17 protein-coding genes are annotated in these 17,889 nt (G+C 59.7%); 9 read left to right on the forward strand and 8 right to left on the reverse strand.

Annotation, left to right across the window (positions count from 1 at the left end):
* Positions 1-218: 218 nt before the first annotated feature.
* Positions 219-707, reverse strand: a complete 489-nt coding sequence (locus AB4P91_RS16440) for a GFA family protein (RefSeq protein ID WP_395603207.1) — start codon at positions 705-707, stop codon at positions 219-221.
* 139 nt (positions 708-846) lie between these two features.
* Between AB4P91_RS16440 and glsB the strand changes: the two genes are divergently transcribed.
* Together glsB and AB4P91_RS16450 are read left to right on the forward strand one after the other, a co-directional pair.
* On the forward strand, positions 847-1,755 hold the full coding sequence (gene glsB, locus AB4P91_RS16445) for a glutaminase B (RefSeq protein WP_150592233.1): 909 nt from the start codon (positions 847-849) through the stop codon (positions 1,753-1,755).
* 201 nt (positions 1,756-1,956) lie between these two features.
* Positions 1,957-3,459: an aldehyde dehydrogenase family protein gene (locus AB4P91_RS16450; RefSeq protein ID WP_395603208.1), complete on the forward strand. Its 1,503-nt coding sequence runs from the start codon at positions 1,957-1,959 to the stop codon at positions 3,457-3,459.
* A gap of 93 nt (positions 3,460-3,552) precedes the next feature.
* Here AB4P91_RS16450 and AB4P91_RS16455 read toward each other — a convergent pair whose 3' ends face one another.
* Positions 3,553-4,206 carry a carbonic anhydrase gene (locus AB4P91_RS16455; RefSeq protein WP_395603209.1) on the reverse strand — a complete coding sequence of 218 codons (654 nt, stop codon included), beginning with the start codon at positions 4,204-4,206 and terminating at the stop codon, positions 3,553-3,555.
* 61 nt (positions 4,207-4,267) lie between these two features.
* Positions 4,268-4,735: a cyanase gene (gene cynS / locus AB4P91_RS16460; RefSeq protein ID WP_042559621.1), complete on the reverse strand. Its 468-nt coding sequence runs from the start codon at positions 4,733-4,735 to the stop codon at positions 4,268-4,270.
* 121 nt (positions 4,736-4,856) lie between these two features.
* On the opposite strand from cynS, the gene cynR reads away from it, so the two are divergent.
* The gene (gene cynR, locus AB4P91_RS16465; protein ID WP_150687078.1) at positions 4,857-5,744 is read left to right on the forward strand and encodes a transcriptional regulator CynR; all 888 of its coding nucleotides are present in this window, start codon (positions 4,857-4,859) and stop codon (positions 5,742-5,744) included.
* A 232-nt stretch (positions 5,745-5,976) separates the two neighbouring features.
* Here the strand turns inward: cynR and AB4P91_RS16470 are convergent, their stop codons facing one another.
* The 3 genes from AB4P91_RS16470 to AB4P91_RS16480 all read right to left on the reverse strand — a co-directional run bounded on the left by AB4P91_RS16470 (position 5,977) and on the right by AB4P91_RS16480 (position 9,314).
* Complete coding sequence (locus AB4P91_RS16470; protein ID WP_150592228.1) at positions 5,977-6,306, reverse strand: hypothetical protein; 330 nt, start codon at positions 6,304-6,306, stop codon at positions 5,977-5,979.
* A 510-nt stretch (positions 6,307-6,816) separates the two neighbouring features.
* Positions 6,817-7,320, reverse strand: a complete 504-nt coding sequence (locus tag AB4P91_RS16475; protein WP_395603210.1) for a GNAT family N-acetyltransferase — start codon at positions 7,318-7,320, stop codon at positions 6,817-6,819.
* 47 nt (positions 7,321-7,367) lie between these two features.
* Positions 7,368-9,314, reverse strand: a complete 1,947-nt coding sequence (locus AB4P91_RS16480; protein WP_395603211.1) for a DNA topoisomerase III — start codon at positions 9,312-9,314, stop codon at positions 7,368-7,370.
* A gap of 278 nt (positions 9,315-9,592) precedes the next feature.
* On the opposite strand from AB4P91_RS16480, the gene AB4P91_RS16485 reads away from it, so the two are divergent.
* A complete protein-coding gene (locus AB4P91_RS16485) occupies positions 9,593-10,999 on the forward strand; it encodes a serralysin family metalloprotease (protein ID WP_150597959.1) in 1,407 nt (468 codons plus the stop codon).
* A 186-nt stretch (positions 11,000-11,185) separates the two neighbouring features.
* Positions 11,186-11,554: a DUF427 domain-containing protein gene (locus tag AB4P91_RS16490; RefSeq protein WP_150597960.1), complete on the forward strand. Its 369-nt coding sequence runs from the start codon at positions 11,186-11,188 to the stop codon at positions 11,552-11,554.
* 55 nt (positions 11,555-11,609) lie between these two features.
* Here the strand turns inward: AB4P91_RS16490 and AB4P91_RS16495 are convergent, their stop codons facing one another.
* A complete protein-coding gene (locus tag AB4P91_RS16495; RefSeq protein ID WP_150592223.1) occupies positions 11,610-13,232 on the reverse strand; it encodes an MFS transporter in 1,623 nt (540 codons plus the stop codon).
* A gap of 127 nt (positions 13,233-13,359) precedes the next feature.
* Positions 13,360-15,024, reverse strand: coding sequence for a GMC family oxidoreductase (locus tag AB4P91_RS16500; RefSeq protein ID WP_395603212.1), 1,665 nt, complete (start codon positions 15,022-15,024; stop codon positions 13,360-13,362).
* A 133-nt stretch (positions 15,025-15,157) separates the two neighbouring features.
* Between AB4P91_RS16500 and AB4P91_RS16505 the strand changes: the two genes are divergently transcribed.
* From AB4P91_RS16505 to arsH, 4 genes are all read left to right on the forward strand, one after another.
* Positions 15,158-16,042: a LysR family transcriptional regulator gene (locus AB4P91_RS16505; RefSeq protein ID WP_150592221.1), complete on the forward strand. Its 885-nt coding sequence runs from the start codon at positions 15,158-15,160 to the stop codon at positions 16,040-16,042.
* 208 nt (positions 16,043-16,250) lie between these two features.
* The gene (locus tag AB4P91_RS16510; RefSeq protein WP_395603213.1) at positions 16,251-16,598 is read left to right on the forward strand and encodes a metalloregulator ArsR/SmtB family transcription factor; all 348 of its coding nucleotides are present in this window, start codon (positions 16,251-16,253) and stop codon (positions 16,596-16,598) included.
* A 26-nt stretch (positions 16,599-16,624) separates the two neighbouring features.
* Positions 16,625-17,095 carry an arsenate reductase ArsC gene (locus tag AB4P91_RS16515; protein WP_395603214.1) on the forward strand — a complete coding sequence of 157 codons (471 nt, stop codon included), beginning with the start codon at positions 16,625-16,627 and terminating at the stop codon, positions 17,093-17,095.
* A 12-nt stretch (positions 17,096-17,107) separates the two neighbouring features.
* Positions 17,108-17,806 (forward strand): arsenical resistance protein ArsH, encoded by a 699-nt coding sequence (arsH, locus tag AB4P91_RS16520; protein ID WP_395603215.1) that lies wholly within the window; start codon positions 17,108-17,110, stop codon positions 17,804-17,806.
* The last annotated feature ends 83 nt before the right edge of the window (positions 17,807-17,889 follow it).

Below are 17,889 nucleotides of genomic sequence, written 5' to 3' on the forward strand. Positions count from 1 at the left end.
AGCCAGCTTCCACAGGATTTGTGTTGCTCCCGCGATGAGCGCACACCACCGAACCTTGCAGAAGTGAGGCGTTATTCAGCAGCTGTTACACCACACATCCCTGTGGGAGCTGGCTTGCCAGCGATGAGGCCGGCATCTGCAACAGCGATGTCGACGGGTTCACCGCTATCGCCGGCAAGCCGGCTCCCACAGGGGATAAAGGCGACTTCCGGAAATATTTATTGGGTCAGCCCGAGGCGTTCATGCCATTGGGCGATGGACTCTTCGGGGTAAAGCTCGAATTGTCGATCCTTGGGCCTGGCGTCGACCTCGACCCATGATGCTTTCGAGCCCAGCATCAGGTGAGTGTGTTCCGGCGGCACCGGCAACGGCGTGTCGATGGCCGAAGCGAATGGGTGTATCAGCTCTGGCCACTCCGGGCTGAACAGCCACAATCCAGTACCGCACAGCGAACAGAAATGCCGTTCGGCGCTGCTGCGGTGGGCACGTTTTTCGCCTTCGTCTTTCATTCGTGCGTGGTAGATTCTGATGTGCTTGCGTCCACGAACCTTGAGGCTCGTGGCGTCGCCGCCGAGGTTGATTGCGTAGCCGCCACCGCCCTGAGTCTTGCGGCAGATCGAGCAATAGCAGCGTTGATAAGGGTAGGGGTGGGCACTGGTGAGGCTGAACGAAACCTCGCCGCAATGGCAGGAGCCTTCGAGGTGCATGGGTGCTCTCCGATAGCAGGGTTGAACGCTTGAGCCTAGATCATTCTGCCGGAACCCTGCCGGTGTGATCCGACGCGCGCCCGCAGCGTCTAGCCCCTGTGTCCCCGCAATCCCATGGGGCGAGACTTCGGAACCCGGCATGCAAGCGCTGTTGAACGAGATCCTTGACGCTGTCCGGCCGCTGATCGGGCAGGGCAAGGTGGCTGACTATATTCCCGCCCTCGGCACCGTCCCGGCCAATCAATTGGGCATCGCCGTGTACGGCAATGATGGCGAGATGTATTGCGCTGGCGACGCCGAAACGGCGTTTTCGGTGCAGAGTATTTCCAAAGTGTTCAGCCTGGTGCAGGCCATCGATCATTCCGGCGAAGCAATCTGGGAACGCCTTGGCCATGAGCCGTCCGGTCAGCCATTCAACTCACTGGTGCAGCTGGAATTCGAGCGTGGGCGCCCACGCAACCCGTTCATCAACGCTGGCGCGCTGGTGATCTGCGACATCAACCAGTCGCGTTTCGCCGCACCGACCCTGTCGATGCGTGACTTCGTGCGGCGTCTGTCGGGCAACCCGCAGATCATGATCGACGGCAAAGTCGCCGACTCCGAATATCAGCATCGCGCGCGCAATGCGGCGATGGCTTACCTGATGCAGTCCTTCGGCAATTTCCACAACGACGTCGAAGCGGTGCTTCGCAGTTACTTCAGCCACTGCGCCCTGCGCATGAACTGCATCGATCTGGCCCGGGCGTTCTGCTTTCTGGCCAATGACGGTTATTGCAAACACAGCGGCGAACAGATTCTGACTCGGCGCCAGACTCAGCAGGTCAACTCGATCATGGCCACCAGCGGTCTGTACGACGAGGCGGGCAACTTCGCCTATCGCGTCGGTCTGCCAGGGAAAAGCGGCGTCGGCGGCGGGATCGTCGCGGTAGTGCCGGGGCAATTCACGGTGTGCGTGTGGTCGCCCGAGCTGAATGCCGCGGGCAATTCGCTGGCGGGGATGGCGGCGCTTGAGATGCTCAGTTCGCGGATTGGCTGGTCAGTGTTTTAACCCTATAGCACGCACGCTGAAAAATCCTGTGGGCGCTGGCTTGCCAGCGATGGCGACGAATCAGGCAACCTCAATTTTGAATGCGCCGGCCTCATCGCTGGCAAGCCGGCGCCCACAGGGTTAGTCATGTTTGCCGAAGGTGTATTTCAGCGAAGAATCCTATACATTTTCCGACCGCCCTCTGCATGGTGAATCCGCTTCATGTCTCTTGCGCTCGAACGTCTAGTCGCTGGCACGCCGATCCCTTTCGCTGGTAACCGCGTCACCGTGGTCAGCCCCGAACTGGCTGCGCGTTTTCAGCCCGGTGACCACCTTTTGGTGGAGCAGGTGAGTGGCGAGTTATTGCTGATTCCGGTGGTGGATCAACAAGCGGCTTCTGTTGCGATCGAGCGCGCGGCTGCGGCGTTTAGCGCATTGTCGGCGGTGCCGGACGAGGCGATCAGCCAGTTTTTCGATCTGTTCGCGCAACGTCTGGAAACCGCCGAATGCTGGGCGCAGATCGACGCCGCCAACCTCACCGATATCGAGCGCGCCAAGGCACGCGGGCGCTCCACCACACGGCTGCTCGCCGATGAGCGCATGCGCCGCGACATGATTGCCGGTCTGCGGGCCTGGCGTGATGCGCCACCGACGCGCGGCAAAGTCATAAGCAGCGTCGAGCACGACGGCTGGAAGGTCGAGCAAGTGGTTTCGCCGCTGGGCATTGTCGCGTTTGTCTTCGAAGGTCGCCCGAATGTATTTGCCGATGCTGCCGGTGTACTGCGCACCGGCAATACAGCGGTGCTGCGCATTGGCAGTGATGCGTTGGGCACGGCGCAAGCCATCGTCACTCACGCGTTGAACCCGGCGCTGGCAGCAGCGGGTCTTCCGGTCGGGGCCGTGTCGTTGGTGGAGAGCGTCAATCACGCGGCCGGTTGGGCGATGTTTGCCGATCGGCGCCTGTCGCTGGCGGTGGCTCGCGGATCGGGGCGTGCGGTCAGTCAGTTGGGCAGCATTGCGCAACAGGCGGGCACTGCGGTCAGCCTGCATGGCACCGGTGGTGCGTGGTTGATTGCCGATCGAGAGGCTGACGCTCAGCGCTTCGCGGCCGTGGTGCGCAACTCGCTGGATCGCAAGGTCTGCAACACCCTGAATGTCTGCCTGATTCAGCGCGAACGTGCTGCTGAACTGGTGCCGCTGTTCCTTGATGCGTTGCAACAGGCCGGCACCGCACGCGGGCAGGGCTGCAAGTTGCACATCGTCGAAGGCAGTGAACATTGCCTGCCGACCGAATGGCAGAACGCGACGGTGCAGGTTTATCGCGCCGAGGGTTATCAGACTGAAGCGCTGGCCGAACCACTGGCGGAATCTGCATTGGGTCGCGAGTGGGAATGGGAGGAAACGCCGGAAGTCAGCCTGATGATCGTTGAAGATCTGGATCAGGCGATTGCGCTGTTCAACCGTTATAGCCCGCAATTCACCGTGTCGCTGATCAGTGAAAGTGCGCACGTTCAGGAGCGTTTTTACAACGCCGTCAACGCGCCGTTCGTGGGCAACGGCATCACCCGTTGGGTCGATGGTCAATACGCCCTGAACAAGCCGGAACTGGGGCTTTCGAACTGGGAGAGCGGGCGCTTGTTTGCGCGCAGTGCGATCCTTTCGGGGGATGGCGTATTTACTGTGCGCAGCCGCATGACTCAAACGGATCTCACCGTAAAGCGCTGAACGGCATACCTTGTGTAGGAGCTTCCGCAGGCTGCGATCTTTAAAGGCCAGATCAAACGATCGCAACCTTCGGTAGCTCCCACAGGCGTCCATTCAGGCAGCGGCTTTTGCTTGAACTGCGCAAACTGCCGGTTGCTCGGCCAGCGGTACAAAGGTGCGGCGGTCCGAGGACAGCGCATCAATCGAGCCGGTCTCGATGTCGTACACCCAGCCATGCAAATTCAGCAGGCCTTTCTCCTGTGCCAGGCGCACGCTCGGATGAGTCTGGATATTCGCCAGTTGCGCGATCACGTTTTCGCGCACCATCGAACTCAATTTCGCTGCTTCACTGGCATGCGGCCGCGCCTCATTCACCACTTTCGCTGACTCGGCATGCTGCAGCCAACCGCTGACGGCGGGCAGGTGATCCATGCATTTGCACTGGGCAATCGCCGTCATCGCACCGCAGTCCGAGTGGCCGCAGATCACAATGTCGGTCACGCCGAGCACCGCCACGGCGTATTCCACCGTCGCCGAAACCCCACCCGGATGCGGGCTGTAGGACGGCACGATATTGCCGGCATTGCGGATCACAAACAGTTCGCCGGGTTCTTGCTGGGTCAGCAGTTCCGGCACGACACGGCTGTCGGAACAGGTGATGAACAAGGTGCCGGGCTGCTGGGTAGTCGCCAGGTGTTTGAACAGTTCGGTGCGTTGCGGGAAGGCTTCGCTCTGGAACTTCAGGAAACCGTCGATCAGGGCTTTCATGTGCATGTCCTCTTCAAGGGAGATCGGTGGGCCCGCACGCGAGGTGCGGGCCGGGGGCGCATCAGAACGGACGCAGGGGCAGGAACTTGCCGTCGAGGGTGACCACGGCGCGGGAACCGCCTTCCGGGTCTTCGACTTTCTTGATGTCCAGTTTGAAGTTGATCGCGCTGATGATGCCGTCGCCGAATTGCTCATGAACCAGGGCTTTGAGGGTGGTGCCGTAGATCTGGATCATCTCGTGGAAACGGTAGATGGTCGGATCGGTCGGCACACCGCTGAGGCTGCCGCGCAACGGGATGATTTGCATCGCCGATACATCGGCTGCATCCAGCTCAAGTTTGTCGCCTACTACTTGGGCAGCGTTTTCCGGCAGAGGATGCTGGCCGAGCAGGGCGGCGGTGACGAACGCCAGGCTCAGGCCGGTGCCGTCGGTGAGATCCTGCCACGACAGATTTTTGCGTGCCTTGGCGTCGAGAATGCGGGTGGTCAGGGCCAGGCTGGTGTCGTTGTAGGCGTGGGACTGTTGCATGGTGTCACTCCTTTCAGGGGTTGGCTTGCTGTGTGGGATTGATTTTCAGCTGATTAATCCATAGCGTCCAAGACCCATATACAATGCTTTGCATAAGCCCTGCCTATAGATGGTTTGCCCGATGCTGTTAAGACATTTGCGTTATCTGCTCGCCGTTGCCGATCACGGCGGCTTCACCCGCGCGGCCGAGGCACTGCATGTGTCACAGCCGACGCTGTCGCAACAGATTCGCCAGCTCGAGGAAACCCTGGGGGTGAACCTGTTTGATCGCACCTCACGATCAGTCAAGCCGACCGATGCCGGCGAGGCCTATATCGAATGCGCGCGACGGGTGCTGGTGGAGTTGGAGGCGGGTAAGCGGGCACTGCATGACGTGAAGGATCTGTCGCGTGGCACCTTGCGTCTGGCCATGACGCCGACGTTCATGGCGTACCTGGTCGGGCCGCTGGTGCGCGACTACATGGCGCGATTTCCAGGGATTCATCTGGACATTTTCGAGTTGTCGATGGATGACATTGAGGCGGGTCTGGCGGACGACTCGCTGGATATTGCGATTGCCTTCACCCCGGTGCGCAATGCGGATATTGAGTGTGTTCCGGCGTTCACCGAAGCTTTGGGAATCATGGTCGGGCGCGAGCACCCGTTGTACGACAGCACGTTAACACTGACACCGGATGACATCGCACAGCTGGATTTTGCCTTGCTGGCGCCGGACTACATCACGCGCTCATCGGTGGATGAGTATTTCCGCCAGCACGGCATCACGCCCAAGGTGCGTATTGAAGTGAACTCGGTCAGTACGCTGCTGGAGGTGGTGCGACATTCGCCGATTGCGACGATGTTGCCGGAGGCGATTGCGACTGAGGATCGCGCTTTGCACAGGCTGCGGGTAGAAAGCGAAGCGCCGCAGCGCGGGGCGGCCTTGTTGCGGCGCAAGAATAATTATCACAGTGCGGCGGCGGTGGCGTTTGTGGAAATGGTGTTGAGCATGGGAAGCCCCTCACCCTAACCCTCTCCCGGAGGGAGAGGGGACTGACCGAGGTGTTGGTGGCTAATGCAGCGATCTGAAAATATTGAAGTTTGTATATCGCAAGCACGCTCGAGATCGGCTCCCTCTCCCTTCGGGAGAGGGCTGGGGTGAGGGGATAGATTTAACTAACACCACAAAGCTTACGCCATACACAAAAAAGGGCCTGCTCCATCGCTGGAAGCAGGCCCTCTTGTTATTTAAGTTTTAAAAGTCAGCAGAACCGATCAATCACCCGAACTTCATTCTTGTTCTGCATCGAGTCCCACGCTTGTTTCAGCGTCTGCAGAACATTACCGATGAAGTCCTTGTCGGCCGCGGCTTTTTTGCCGACATAACCTTGGCCGCGGCGGTACATCTTCAGGCGGGCCAGCAGGTTCTGATTGTTGCGGTCGAACTCTTCTTCGCCAGCGTGGGGCGTCAGGCAGTCGATATGCACCTGGCCCGATTTGCTGATCCACAGAATATGGCTGTCGAGGCTGTCTTTTTGCGCAGCGAACATACGAGCCAGTTCTTCGACAGTAGGTTGATTGTTCAGATTCATGATTTTGCCCCTTGACCAGTTTGGTGATCTTTCTAAGTTGATTCGCTAATACAGGTAGCCCATCGGTTAGTTGATCCCTGGCACCGAAACCAGGACGTCAGCGGTCGCCCGTTTGAAGTACGGGGTCGTGCATCTGTTGCATGTAGTCGTGTTGAATAACTGCTACGCGATAGCGTCACAACGAGGAGAAGCAGCGAAAACCGGGAGGCCCTTGTCGACGTTTTCAGGGTCGACGCACAAGCGTCTTGAGAATTTTCGCCAGCGCTTCTCGTCCTTGTACTGGACGTTCAGGCCAGGTCAGCTTCTTCAATCTGCCTTGTGGGCAGCGTGTATCCGGAAAAAACAACTCGGCGGTCAGACGAGTTTGCTCAAGCGTGTTACCCGTGTTCCCGATCGGGGAACGTCTTCATCATGCAAAAGCAAAACGACGCCGTCAACGGTTTTGTAGTGATTATTTTTAAGCACTACATATTGTCGGACAAAGCTGTTTTGGAATGAGAACGGATCCGTTCAGGCAATGGAAACGGGGCTGCGCAGGGTGTAGAAGGTGCACGGGTAACCGTCTACATCGCGGTGGCTCAAGGTGAATTCGACGCCGACCCATTCCGGCATCAGCCTGGCCCAGAAGCGTTGTGCAGGCAGGTTGGCGTCGATATGGAAAATCTGCCACCGACCGGGGATTTGGCTCAAGAGGGCAGAGACGACAAACTGCGCGACGCCTTGGCCACGCATGCGCCGGGTGACGAAGAAGTAGCCGATGTTGAATTCGGCGCCGTCGATGTGGGTTTCTTCATCCACCGTGATGAAGCCGGCGAGTTCGCCATCGACGCGGATCAGAAAGGGACGGGTGGCCGGATGGCGCCAGTAAGCGTCATTTGGCTGGAGGGCAAAGAAGCCATGCTTGGCGAGCTTCAGCGGCAGCCATTCGCTGAAGTCGTACAGGTAGAACTGCATCAGGTTTTCGATGATTTGCAGTTCGTCACGCTCGGCGGGGTGGAGTTCGATGCTGGGCATGTTTTGGGTCCCTGAGGTGATGAACCTTTCAGGAACAGTAGCGCGTTTTACTTTTTGGCTGCCGGTTTCGCCGTGCGTTTGGCTGTGCCGGTTGATTTGCTTCGCGTCGATTTGCGTTTTTTCTTCCACGGCGTAGCAGCCTTGCCGGCAGGCGGTGGGCCGCTGATGGTCAGGCTCAGCGCAGAGCAGCGAGTCACCTGCTTGCTCATCCACGCCGCTTGCTTGGTGACGAATTCTTCCAGACTCATCTCACCGCTCTGCACCATGTCCAGCGCCTGCTCCCAGATCGCCGTGGTGCCGGGGTCGGCAATCGCTCGGGGTACGGCGTCGATCAGACTGAACGCCGCCGGTGTTGCCGCCAGTGCCTTGCCGTTTTTCACCAGATAACCGCGATCGAGCAGTCCCTGGATGATCGATGCACGGGTGGCTTCGGTGCCGATGCCGGTCGTGTCCTTGAGCTTCTGTTTGAGCAGCGGATCTTCCACCAGTTTGGCAACGTTCTTCATCGCCTTGATCAGATCGCCTTCGGTGTAGGGCTTGGGTGGCTGCGTCCACAAATCCTTGAGCTTCACATCAGCAACGGCGCAATCGATACCCTGGCCAAGTGTCGGCAAGGTTTGCGGTGCCGGCGCTTCACGGCCCTTGGTCGGTGCCAGTGCCTCGGGCAGTGCGCGCTTCCAGCCCGGTTCGATGATCTGTTTGCCGACTGCACGCAACGCTTCACCGGCGCAATCGAAATCAGCCTGGGTGCGGTCGTATTCATGGTTGGGTAGAAACTGCGCCAGATACCGCGCGCGGATGAGTGTGTAGACCGCGCGGTGCTTGCCCGTCAGGCGTTCAAGGTTCTTCGCCGCCGCGGTCGGGATGATGCCGTGGTGCGCGGTGACCTTGCTGTCGTTCCACGCCCGGGAGCGACGCTGCGGCTCTAGAAAACCTTGCAGCGCTTCGAGGCTCGGGTCGGCCTGACGCAGTGCCGCGAGAATCCCCGGTGCCTCACCGTGCTGGCTCAGCGGCAGAAAACCGCAATCGCTGCGCGGGTAGGTGACGACTTTGTAGGTTTCGTAGAGTGCCTGGGCGATGTCGAGGGTTTCCTGCGCGCCGAGGCCGAGTTTTTTCGAGCAGACCTCCTGCAACGTGCCGAGATCGAAAGGCAGCGGCGCCACTTCACGCATGCGCTCGGTGCGTAGCTTGACGACCCGAGCAGTGTCGGCGCTGGCGATCGCGACGGCTGCCTGTTGCGCGAGTGCCTGATTCAAACAACGATCCTGATCATCACAGACGTCCGACGCCGCGCGCCATTGCGCGGTAAACGGCGTGGCGTTGTGCAGCAGTTGTACGTCGATCGCCCAAAACGGCACTGGCACGAAGTCGGCGATGCTGCGATCGCGGTCCACGACCAGGCGCAATGTCGGTGTCTGTACTCGACCGACCGGTAGCACACCTTGATAGCCCGACTGCCGACCGAGCAGGGTGAAGAGGCGGCTCATGTTCATGCCGATCAACCAATCCGCCCGGGAGCGGCCCAGTGCCGAGTGATACAGGCTGAACGTCTCGGCACCTGGCTTCAACGCGGCCAGGGCCTTGCGAATCGACGCCTCGTCCAGTGCCGACAGCCACAAGCGGCGGATCGGCCCGCGATAGCGGCAATGCTCGACCAGTTCCCGGGCAATCATCTCGCCCTCACGGTCGGCGTCGGTGGCGATGATCAGTTCGCTGGCCTCGCCGAGCAGCCGTTTGACGGCTTTGTACTGACTGGCGGTGCGCGGCTTGACGGTCATTTTCCATTTGTCCGGAATGATCGGCAGATCCGCCAGTACCCAGCGCTTGTAGCGTGCGTCGTAGGCGTCCGGCGGAGCGGTTTCCAGCAAATGACCGATGCACCAGGTCACCGTGACGTCTGTTCCCAGCCAGCAGCCGTCGCCCCGGCGCTTGGCACCGAGTACGGCCGCGATGTCTTTGGCCTGAGAAGGTTTTTCACAGAGGTACAGCCGCATAACCACCACGTCGATCAATGTCCGAAGAGGTACACAGAATGGCCGCACTTGCGCCCATGGGCAACTTTTATCTGTATGGATATACAGATAAAAAGGGTTGCCGGAAATGACGGGTATTCCGCGGACAGGGAAAGCACTATCGAAAAATCGATTAGCGCCCTGTCCGTGCCTGTGTCAGGTTTTTTGGCGGTTCAACCACACGAGTGACAGGACGATCTCGCCAGAAGATCGCCGCGGTCTGTCGGAAACTGACTACTCTGAAACAAGGAAGTCCATCCATGGCTCAAGCCAAATCCAAAACCAGCAGCGCCTACGACCAAATCGACACCTTCAGTCATCTGTACGACCGCGGCGTCGGGCTGATCAATGGCAAACCCTCGTTCACCGCTGATCAAGCTGCTGACGAAATCCTGCGCAAAGGCCTGTCGTGGGGCGATAAAAACGCTGACGGCAAGATCGACCTGAGCTACACCTTCCTGACCGAGAAACCGGCGAACTACAACCCGAAGCTTGGCAATTTCGGCGAATTCAGTGCCCAGCAGAAAGCTCAGGCTGTGCTGGCCATGCAGTCCTGGGCCGACGTCGCCAACGTCACATTCACCGAAGGCAAGGGCGGCGACGGTCACATGACGTTCGGCAATTATGACGTCAGCACCGGTGGTGCCGCGTTCGCGTACCTGCCGAGCGGCGGCAGCTATGACGGCCAATCGTGGTATCTGATCAACAACCAGTATCAGGTCAACAAGACGCCGGATACCGGCAACTATGGTCGCCAGACCCTGACTCACGAAATCGGTCACACCCTCGGCCTGTCGCACCCTGGCGCCTACAACGCCGGTAACGGCAACCCAACCTACGGCGACGCTAAATACGCCGAAGACACCCGCGGCTATAGCTTGATGAGCTACTGGAGTGAAACCAACACCGAGCAGGACTTCAGCAAGGATGGCAGCGGTGCCTACGCTTCTGCGCCGTTAATGGACGACATTGTTGCCGTGCAGAAACTGTATGGCGCCAACTATGAGACTCGCGCCGATAACACCACGTACGGTTTCTACTCCAACACCGGGCGTGATTTTTACAGCGCGACATCGGCGTCGTCGAAGCTGGTGTTCTCGGTGTGGGACGGTGGCGGCGATGACACGCTGAACTTCTCCGGTTTCACCCAGAACCAGAAAATCAATCTCAATGAGGGCTCGTTCTCCGATGTCGGAGGATTGGTGGGCAACGTTTCGATCGCTTACGGCGTGACCGTGGAAAACGCGGTTGGCGGTTCGGGCAATGACCTGTTGATCGGCAACGCAAAGGCGAACTCGCTGTTTGGCGGTGCCGGCGACGACATCCTTTACGGTGGCGGTGGTGGCGATACGCTGGTAGGCGGAGAGGGTGCAGACACTTTCGTGTTCGGCGCTGCCAGCGATTCGACCGATAACCAGCCGGACTGGATCATGGATTTCAAAAGCGGCCTGGACAAGATCGACCTTTCGGGGATCGCCGAGTTTTCGAGTGGTGCCGCCACGTTGAACTTCGTCAGCAGTTTCACCGGCCATGCGGGGGATGCGATCCTGACTTACTACGCGCAGCACGGTCAGACGGGGCTGCTGGTTGACTTGACCGGCCAGGGGCAGGTCGATTTTGCTGTGGGCGTGGTGGGGCAGGCGGTGGTGACGGATATTGTTGTTTGATCTGACATAAAACGGGCCAGTCCGGAACTTGTAGCGAGGGCGCTTGCTCCCGCTCGGCGGCGAAGCCGTCGCAAACTCGGAAATCGCGTTATACCTGACACACTGCGATTGCTGATGTTGGGGCCGCTACGCTGCCCAGCGGGAGCGAGTTCCCTCGCCACAGTTCATTTGTCCTTGGAGAAACCCATGAAAAGCTCCGGCCCCAGCCCCGTCATCACCCTCGAACAACTTACAGGTTGCCTGCTGGTGAAATTCCACGGCATCCAGGTCGCCGCATCCTCCCACGCGATGATCCTCAACGAGGCCAACTACCCGCCGGTTTACTACGTCCCTCGCGAAGACATCGACGAAAAGTACTTCGCCCGCACCGACCACACCAGTTACTGCCCGTACAAGGGCGACGCCAATTACTTCAGCTTGCAGGTGCCGGGGCATGAGGGGGCGAATGCGGTGTGGACTTACGAGAATCCAAAAGTCTCGGTGGCGCCGATCCGCGACTATGTGGCGTTTTATCCGGATCAGGTGAAGTTCGAGGTGATCAAGGCGGATGCCTGAAAAGAGGGTGGCGAGAGAGCACGCGCTCTCGCCACCGAGGGTTCTGGCGTTAACTTCAGTTCTTGTCCAGATCGATATTCTTCGTCTCACGCAAGAAGATCACACCCACCACCAGGCTCACTCCGGTAATCAACACCGGGTACCACAGCCCATAGAAAATGTCCCCGGTGTACACCACCAGCGCAAACGATACCGTTGGCAGAAACCCGCCGAACCAGCCGTTGCCAATGTGGTACGGCAGCGACATCGAGGTGTAGCGAATGCGGGTCGGGAACAGTTCGACCATCAGCGCCGCGAGCGGGCCGTAGCACATGGCGGAGATGATGATCAGCGCTACGATCAGGGCGACGATCATCGGTTTGTTGGTCTGCTGCACATCGGCTTGTTGCGGGTACCCGGCGAGGGTGATTGCACCGCGTAAGGCAGATTCATCGAAGCCGTCGAGTTTCACGTCGCCGACACTGACCTGTACGGCGCTGCCGGCCGGTGCGGCGGCGCTGGAGTAGGGCAGGCCTTGCTTGACCAGGAAGGTTTTGACCTTGTCGCACGGGCTGTCAAATTTCGCCTTGCCCACCGGGTCAAACTGGAAGGTGCACGTCGCCGGGTCAGCCAGCACCGTAATCGGTGCCTGACGGCTGGCCTGATCGATCGCCGGGTTGGCGTAATGCGCGAGGGATTTGAAAATCGGGAAGTACAGCACCGTCGCCAGCAGCAAGCCGAGCATCAGTACCGGTTTGCGTCCGACCTTGTCCGACAGCCAGCCGAAGAAAATGAAGAACGGCGCGCCGATCACCACGCTGATAATCAGCAAGGTGTTGGCCAGTGCAGGGTCCATTTTCAGAAACTGGGTGAGGAAGAACAGCACGTAGAACTGCGCTGCGTAGAAGGTCACCGCTTGCCCGGCGTTGATGCTGAACAGGGCGATCAGCACGACTTTGAGGTTCTCCCATTTGCCGAAGGATTCGCGGATCGGCGCCTTCGAGGTTTTGCCTTCCTCTTTCATCTTCAGATAGGCCGGCGACTCATGCAGGCTCAGGCGAATCCAGGTGGAAATGCCCAGCAGCACGATCGACAGCAGGAACGGAATCCGCCAGCCCCACACTTCAAACTGATCGCCCGTGAAGTAGCGGCAACCGAGCACCACCAGCAGCGACAGCAGCAGGCCGAGGGTCGCGGTGGATTGAATCCAGCTGGTGTGGAACCCGCGTTTGCCGATCGGCGCGTGTTCTGCCACGTAGGTTGCGGCGCCGCCGTACTCGCCTCCGAGCGCCAGGCCCTGAAGCATGCGCAGCACCACCAGAATGATTGGCGCGGCGATGCCGATGCTGGCGTAGGTCGGTAACAGACCGACACAGAACGTCGCCACGCCCATCAAAATGATGGTCGCGAGGAAGGTGTATTTACGTCCGATCATGTCCCCCAACCGACCGAACACCAGTGCCCCGAACGGCCGCACGATGAATCCGGCGGCAAACGCCATCAGCGCAAAGATGAACGCCGTGGTGTCGTTGACTCCGGCGAAAAACTGCTTGCTGATCACCGCCGCCAGGGCGCCGTAGAGGAAAAAGTCATACCACTCGAACACTGTTCCCAGTGATGAAGCGAAGATGACTTTGCGTGTATCCGGGCTGGTTTGCGCGCTGTACGCGGCGTCCAGCGGCTGAGCGTGTTCTGACATATCGGTATCCCTCACAGTGATTGTTTTTGTTGTTCCACTGGTGTTGCCTGTCCGGGTGCTGTCTTGAGTGTTGTACAAAACCCTGTGGGAGCGAGCTTGCTCGCGAAGGCGTCATGTCAGGCAACGTTTATGTTGAATGATCTAGCGCTTTCGCGAGCACGCTCGCTCCCACAGGGACGGTGTTTACAGCGTTAGGGTTGAGGATCAGCTGCGCGGCCTTCTCGGCAATCATCAGCGTAGGCGAACAGGTGTTGCCCGAGATGATCCTCGGCATGATCGAGGCGTCGGCAATGCGCAAACCGGGCACGCCGTGGACGCGCAACTGCGCATCAACCACCGCCTCGCCGTCATTGCCCATGCGGCAGGTGCCGACCGGATGGAAAATCGTCGTGCCGATCCGCGCCGCCGCTTCGTGCAGTTGCTCTTCGCTTTGCAGGCGGTCGCCCGGCAAATACTCGACCGGTTTGAACGCTTGCAGGGCGGGGGCGCTGACGATACGTCGGGTCAGGCGGATGGCGTCGGCGGCCACGCGCAGGTCTTCGGGGTGGCTCAGATAATTGGGTTGAATCAGCGGCGCCTCCTGCGGATCCGCCGAGCGAATGTCGATACGGCCACGGCTCTGCGGACGCAAATCGCACACCGACGCGGTGAAGGCCGGGAAGCTGTGCAACGGCTCGCCAAAGCGCTCCAGCGACAGCGGCTGCACGTGGTATTCAAGATTTGCCGACGTCTGCTCTGGCCCCGAGCGGGCAAACGCGCCCAACTGACTCGGCGCCATCGACAACGGCCCGCTGCGGTCATACAGATAACGCAGGCCCATGCCCATCTTGCCCCACACACTGCCGGCGATCTGGTTGAGGGTGCGAGCGTTTTCCAGTTTGTAGATCAGGCGCAGTTGCAGGTGATCCTGCAAATTGCCGCCAACCCCCGGCAACTCATGAATCACGCCAATGCCGAGGCGTCCCAGCAATGGTCGCGGGCCAATCCCGGAGCGCTGCAGAATGCTCGGCGAGCCGACTGAACCGGCGCACAACACGATCTCCTTGCGCGCTTTGAAGCGTTTCACTTGGCCTTCGTGACGCGCACTGACAGAAGCGGCGCGACCGTTCTCAAGCAACACACGATCGACCTCAACCCCGGTCAGCACCGTCAGATTCGCCCGGTCACGTATCGGTTTGAGAAAGGCTTTGGCCGCGTTCCAGCGCACGCCGGCCTTCTGATTGACCTGGAAGTAACCGCAACCCTCGTTGTCGCCCTGATTGAAGTCCTCAACAGAGGCAATCCCGCTTTGTTCAGCGGCGCTGCGAAAGGAATCCAGAACCGGCCACGACAAGCGCTGTTGTTCGACCCGCCATTCACCCTTGGCACCGTGAAATTCAGCACTGCCGGCAAAGTGGTTTTCGCTCTGCTTGAACAGCGGCAGCACGTCGTTCCAGGCCCAGCCCGGATTGCCTTCCGCCGCCCAGCCGTCGTAGTCGTTGGCCTGGCCGCGCATGTAGATCATGCCGTTGATGGAAGAACAGCCGCCAAGCACTTTGCCGCGCGGATAGCTCAGGCTGCGACCTTGCAGACCGGGTTGCACTTCAGTCTTGAAGCACCAATCGGTGCGCGGGTTGCCGATGCAGAACAGGTAGCCAACGGGGATGTGGATCCAGGCATAGTTGTCGCGTCCGCCGGCTTCGAGCAGCAACACCCGCTGCTGTGGATCCGCCGACAGCCGATTGGCCAGCAAACACCCTGCGGGGCCTGCGCCGACCACGATGTAATCGTATTCATCGAGGGAAGTCTGCATTCCCTGACCTCGCTTTTTGTTTTTATTGTCGGACACTCTAGTTGTTAGCTTTCGTTAAAAGAATGTTAGTTTTTGCGCAGCCGCTGTGCGTTTTCGAACAGCCCTGATTGACCCTCGCTGACAAGGACACGCCATGTTCGACTGGAACGACCTGCGGTTTTTTCTCGAGCTGCAACGCAGCGGACGTTTGCTCACCGCGGCCCGCCGTTTGAACACCACTCACGCTACGGTCGCCCGCCACATCGAGGCCATCGAAAAAAGCCTTGGCACTGCGCTGTTCGTTCAGCACGCCCAAGGCTACGAAATGACCCCGGCCGGGGAGGCGCTGCTCAAGCACGCCGAAGCCATGGAAAACGTCGCGCTGCTAGCTCAGGAAGAAATCACCCAATCCACCGCACCCCTGGGCAAGATTCGCGTCGGTGTCACCGAAGGTCTCGGCGTCAAGTTTCTCGCCAGTCGCATGATCGGTCTGTTCGAACGTTACCCGGGCCTGGAAGTGGAACTGGTCGCGGTGCCGCGCTTCGTCAGCATCCTCAATCGCGAGGCGGAAATCAGCATTCATCTGGAGCGCCCGGCGGCGGACATGCTGGTCACCCGCAAACTCACCGACTACCGCCTCGCGCTGTATGCCAGCCAAAGCTATCTCGACAACGCGCCGCCATTGCACAGCCGCGAAGACCTCGGGCGGCACGCGTGGATTGGCTATGTCGATGATCTGCTGTTCAGTCAGGAGCTCATGTTCCTCAACAGCTTCTGCCGCAGCCCTCGCGTGGTGTTCCATAGCACCAGCGTCATCGCTCAGCAGGAAGCGGCGCGTTCGGGGTTGGGCATCGCCGTATTGCCGTGCTACATGGCGGCCCCCGACCCGGACCTGGTGCCATTGCTGCCGGATGAGAGCATCGAGCGCAGTTACTGGATCAGCACGCGAAGGGAATTGCACAAGTCGGTGCGGTTGCGGGTGGTTTGGGATTATGTGGTGGGGTTGTGTGAGGCGGAGCAGGGGGTGTTGCTCGGATAGTTTTGCCAGCATCAAACCCTGTGGGAGCGGGCTTTCCCGCGATGGCGGACTGATATTCGACATCGGCTTTGCCTGACCCAGCGCTATCGCTGGCAAGCCAGCTCCCACAGGGGGTATCGGTGTTTGTGGGTCAGGTGGGACCATTCCAGGGTTGATTAATATATGGATATCCGTATATTCGCCTTTCCATATGTTCGAAGCCTGTCCCATGATCACCCCCACCGATGTCTTCAAAAGCCTGGCCGATGAGACCCGCGCCCGCGCCACCCTGTTGATTGCCGATCAGGGTGAGTTGTGTGTTTGCGAGCTGATGTGCGCCCTCGACGACAGTCAGCCAAAGATCAGCCGTCATCTGGCGCAACTGCGCAGCAACGGTCTTCTGCTCGATCGCCGTCAGGGGCAATGGGTTTATTACCGCCTCAATCCGGACCTGCCGGATTGGGTACGCGAGATCCTGCAAGTGACGTGCAAAGCCAATGCCGATTGGCTCCAGGACAACGCCTCGCGTTTGCAGAAGATGGATGGACGTCCGGTCCGCGAAGCGGCGTGCTGCTAACTCATTAATCTCTGCTGGAGCAACCCATGCGAATCCTGTTCATGTGCACGGCCAATAGCTGTCGCAGCATCCTCTCAGAAGCAATGTTCAACCACCTGGCGCCGTCGGGATTCGAAGCGCTGAGTTCCGGGAGTTTCCCCAAAGGCCAGGTGTTGCCGCGCAGTCTCTTGACCTTGCAGCAGGTCGGCATTGCCACCGACGGCTTGTACAGCAAGGGTAACGACGCCTTCGAAAGCAACCCGCCGGACATCGTCATCACCGTCTGCGACAAAGCCGCTGGCGAAAGCTGCCCGGTGTATTTCGGCCCGGCACTGAAGGCCCATTGGGGGCTGGAAGATCCTTCCGAAGTAAAGGGCGACGAAGCGGCGATCGACGCTGCTTTCCACGCCACCCTGGCGCGCATCGAGCAACGCTGCAAAGCCTTCCTGGCATTGCCTTTCAACCGCCTCAGCCGCGACGAACTCAAACTCGAACTCGACCGAATCGGTACGCTTTAAGGAGGACTGACAATGTCCGACCACTTGCCAAATCTTGATTCAACCCTGTTCGACGGCTTGCCAACCTCAGCCTCGGGCGGACACAAACCACGCATTCTGTTGCTCTACGGATCGACCCGCGAGCGCTCGTTCAGCCGCTTGCTGGTGGAGGAGGCCGCACGCCTGCTCGAACATTTCGGCGCCGAGACGCGCATCTTCAATCCGTCCGGTTTGCCACTGCCCGACGACGTCCCGGTCGACCATCCGAAAGTGCAGGAACTGCGCGAACTGGTGCTGTGGTCGGAAGGCCAGGTCTGGTGCTCGCCGGAACGCCACGGCGCGATGTCGGCGGTGTTCAAGGCGCAGATCGACTGGGTTCCGCTGGAGCTTGGCGCGGTTCGCCCGACCCAGGGCAAAACCCTGGCAGTGATGCAGGTCTGCGGCGGCTCGCAGTCGTTCAACGTGGTCAATCAACTGCGCGTGCTCGGGCGCTGGATGCGCATGTTCACCATCCCCAACCAATCCTCGGTGCCGAAGGCCTGGATGGAGTTCGACGAAGCGGGGCGGATGAAACCGTCGCCGTTCTATGACCGCGTCGTCGATGTGATGGAGGAGCTGGTGAAATTCACCGTGCTGCTGCGCGACCGTCAGGACTTTCTGGTTGATCGCTATTCGGAGCGTAAGGAAAGCGCCGAGCAACTGATGGCGCGGGTCAACCAGCGTTCGATTTGAGGGGCAAGCCGACGAACGTTGCACAAACCTTCTAGCCGCACGCAGCCGATTGTGGATTACTGCGTGCAGCCCATCACTGTATG

This window comes from Pseudomonas sp. B21128 (genome assembly GCF_044218865.1).
Lineage (GTDB): Bacteria > Pseudomonadota > Gammaproteobacteria > Pseudomonadales > Pseudomonadaceae > Aquipseudomonas > Aquipseudomonas iridis.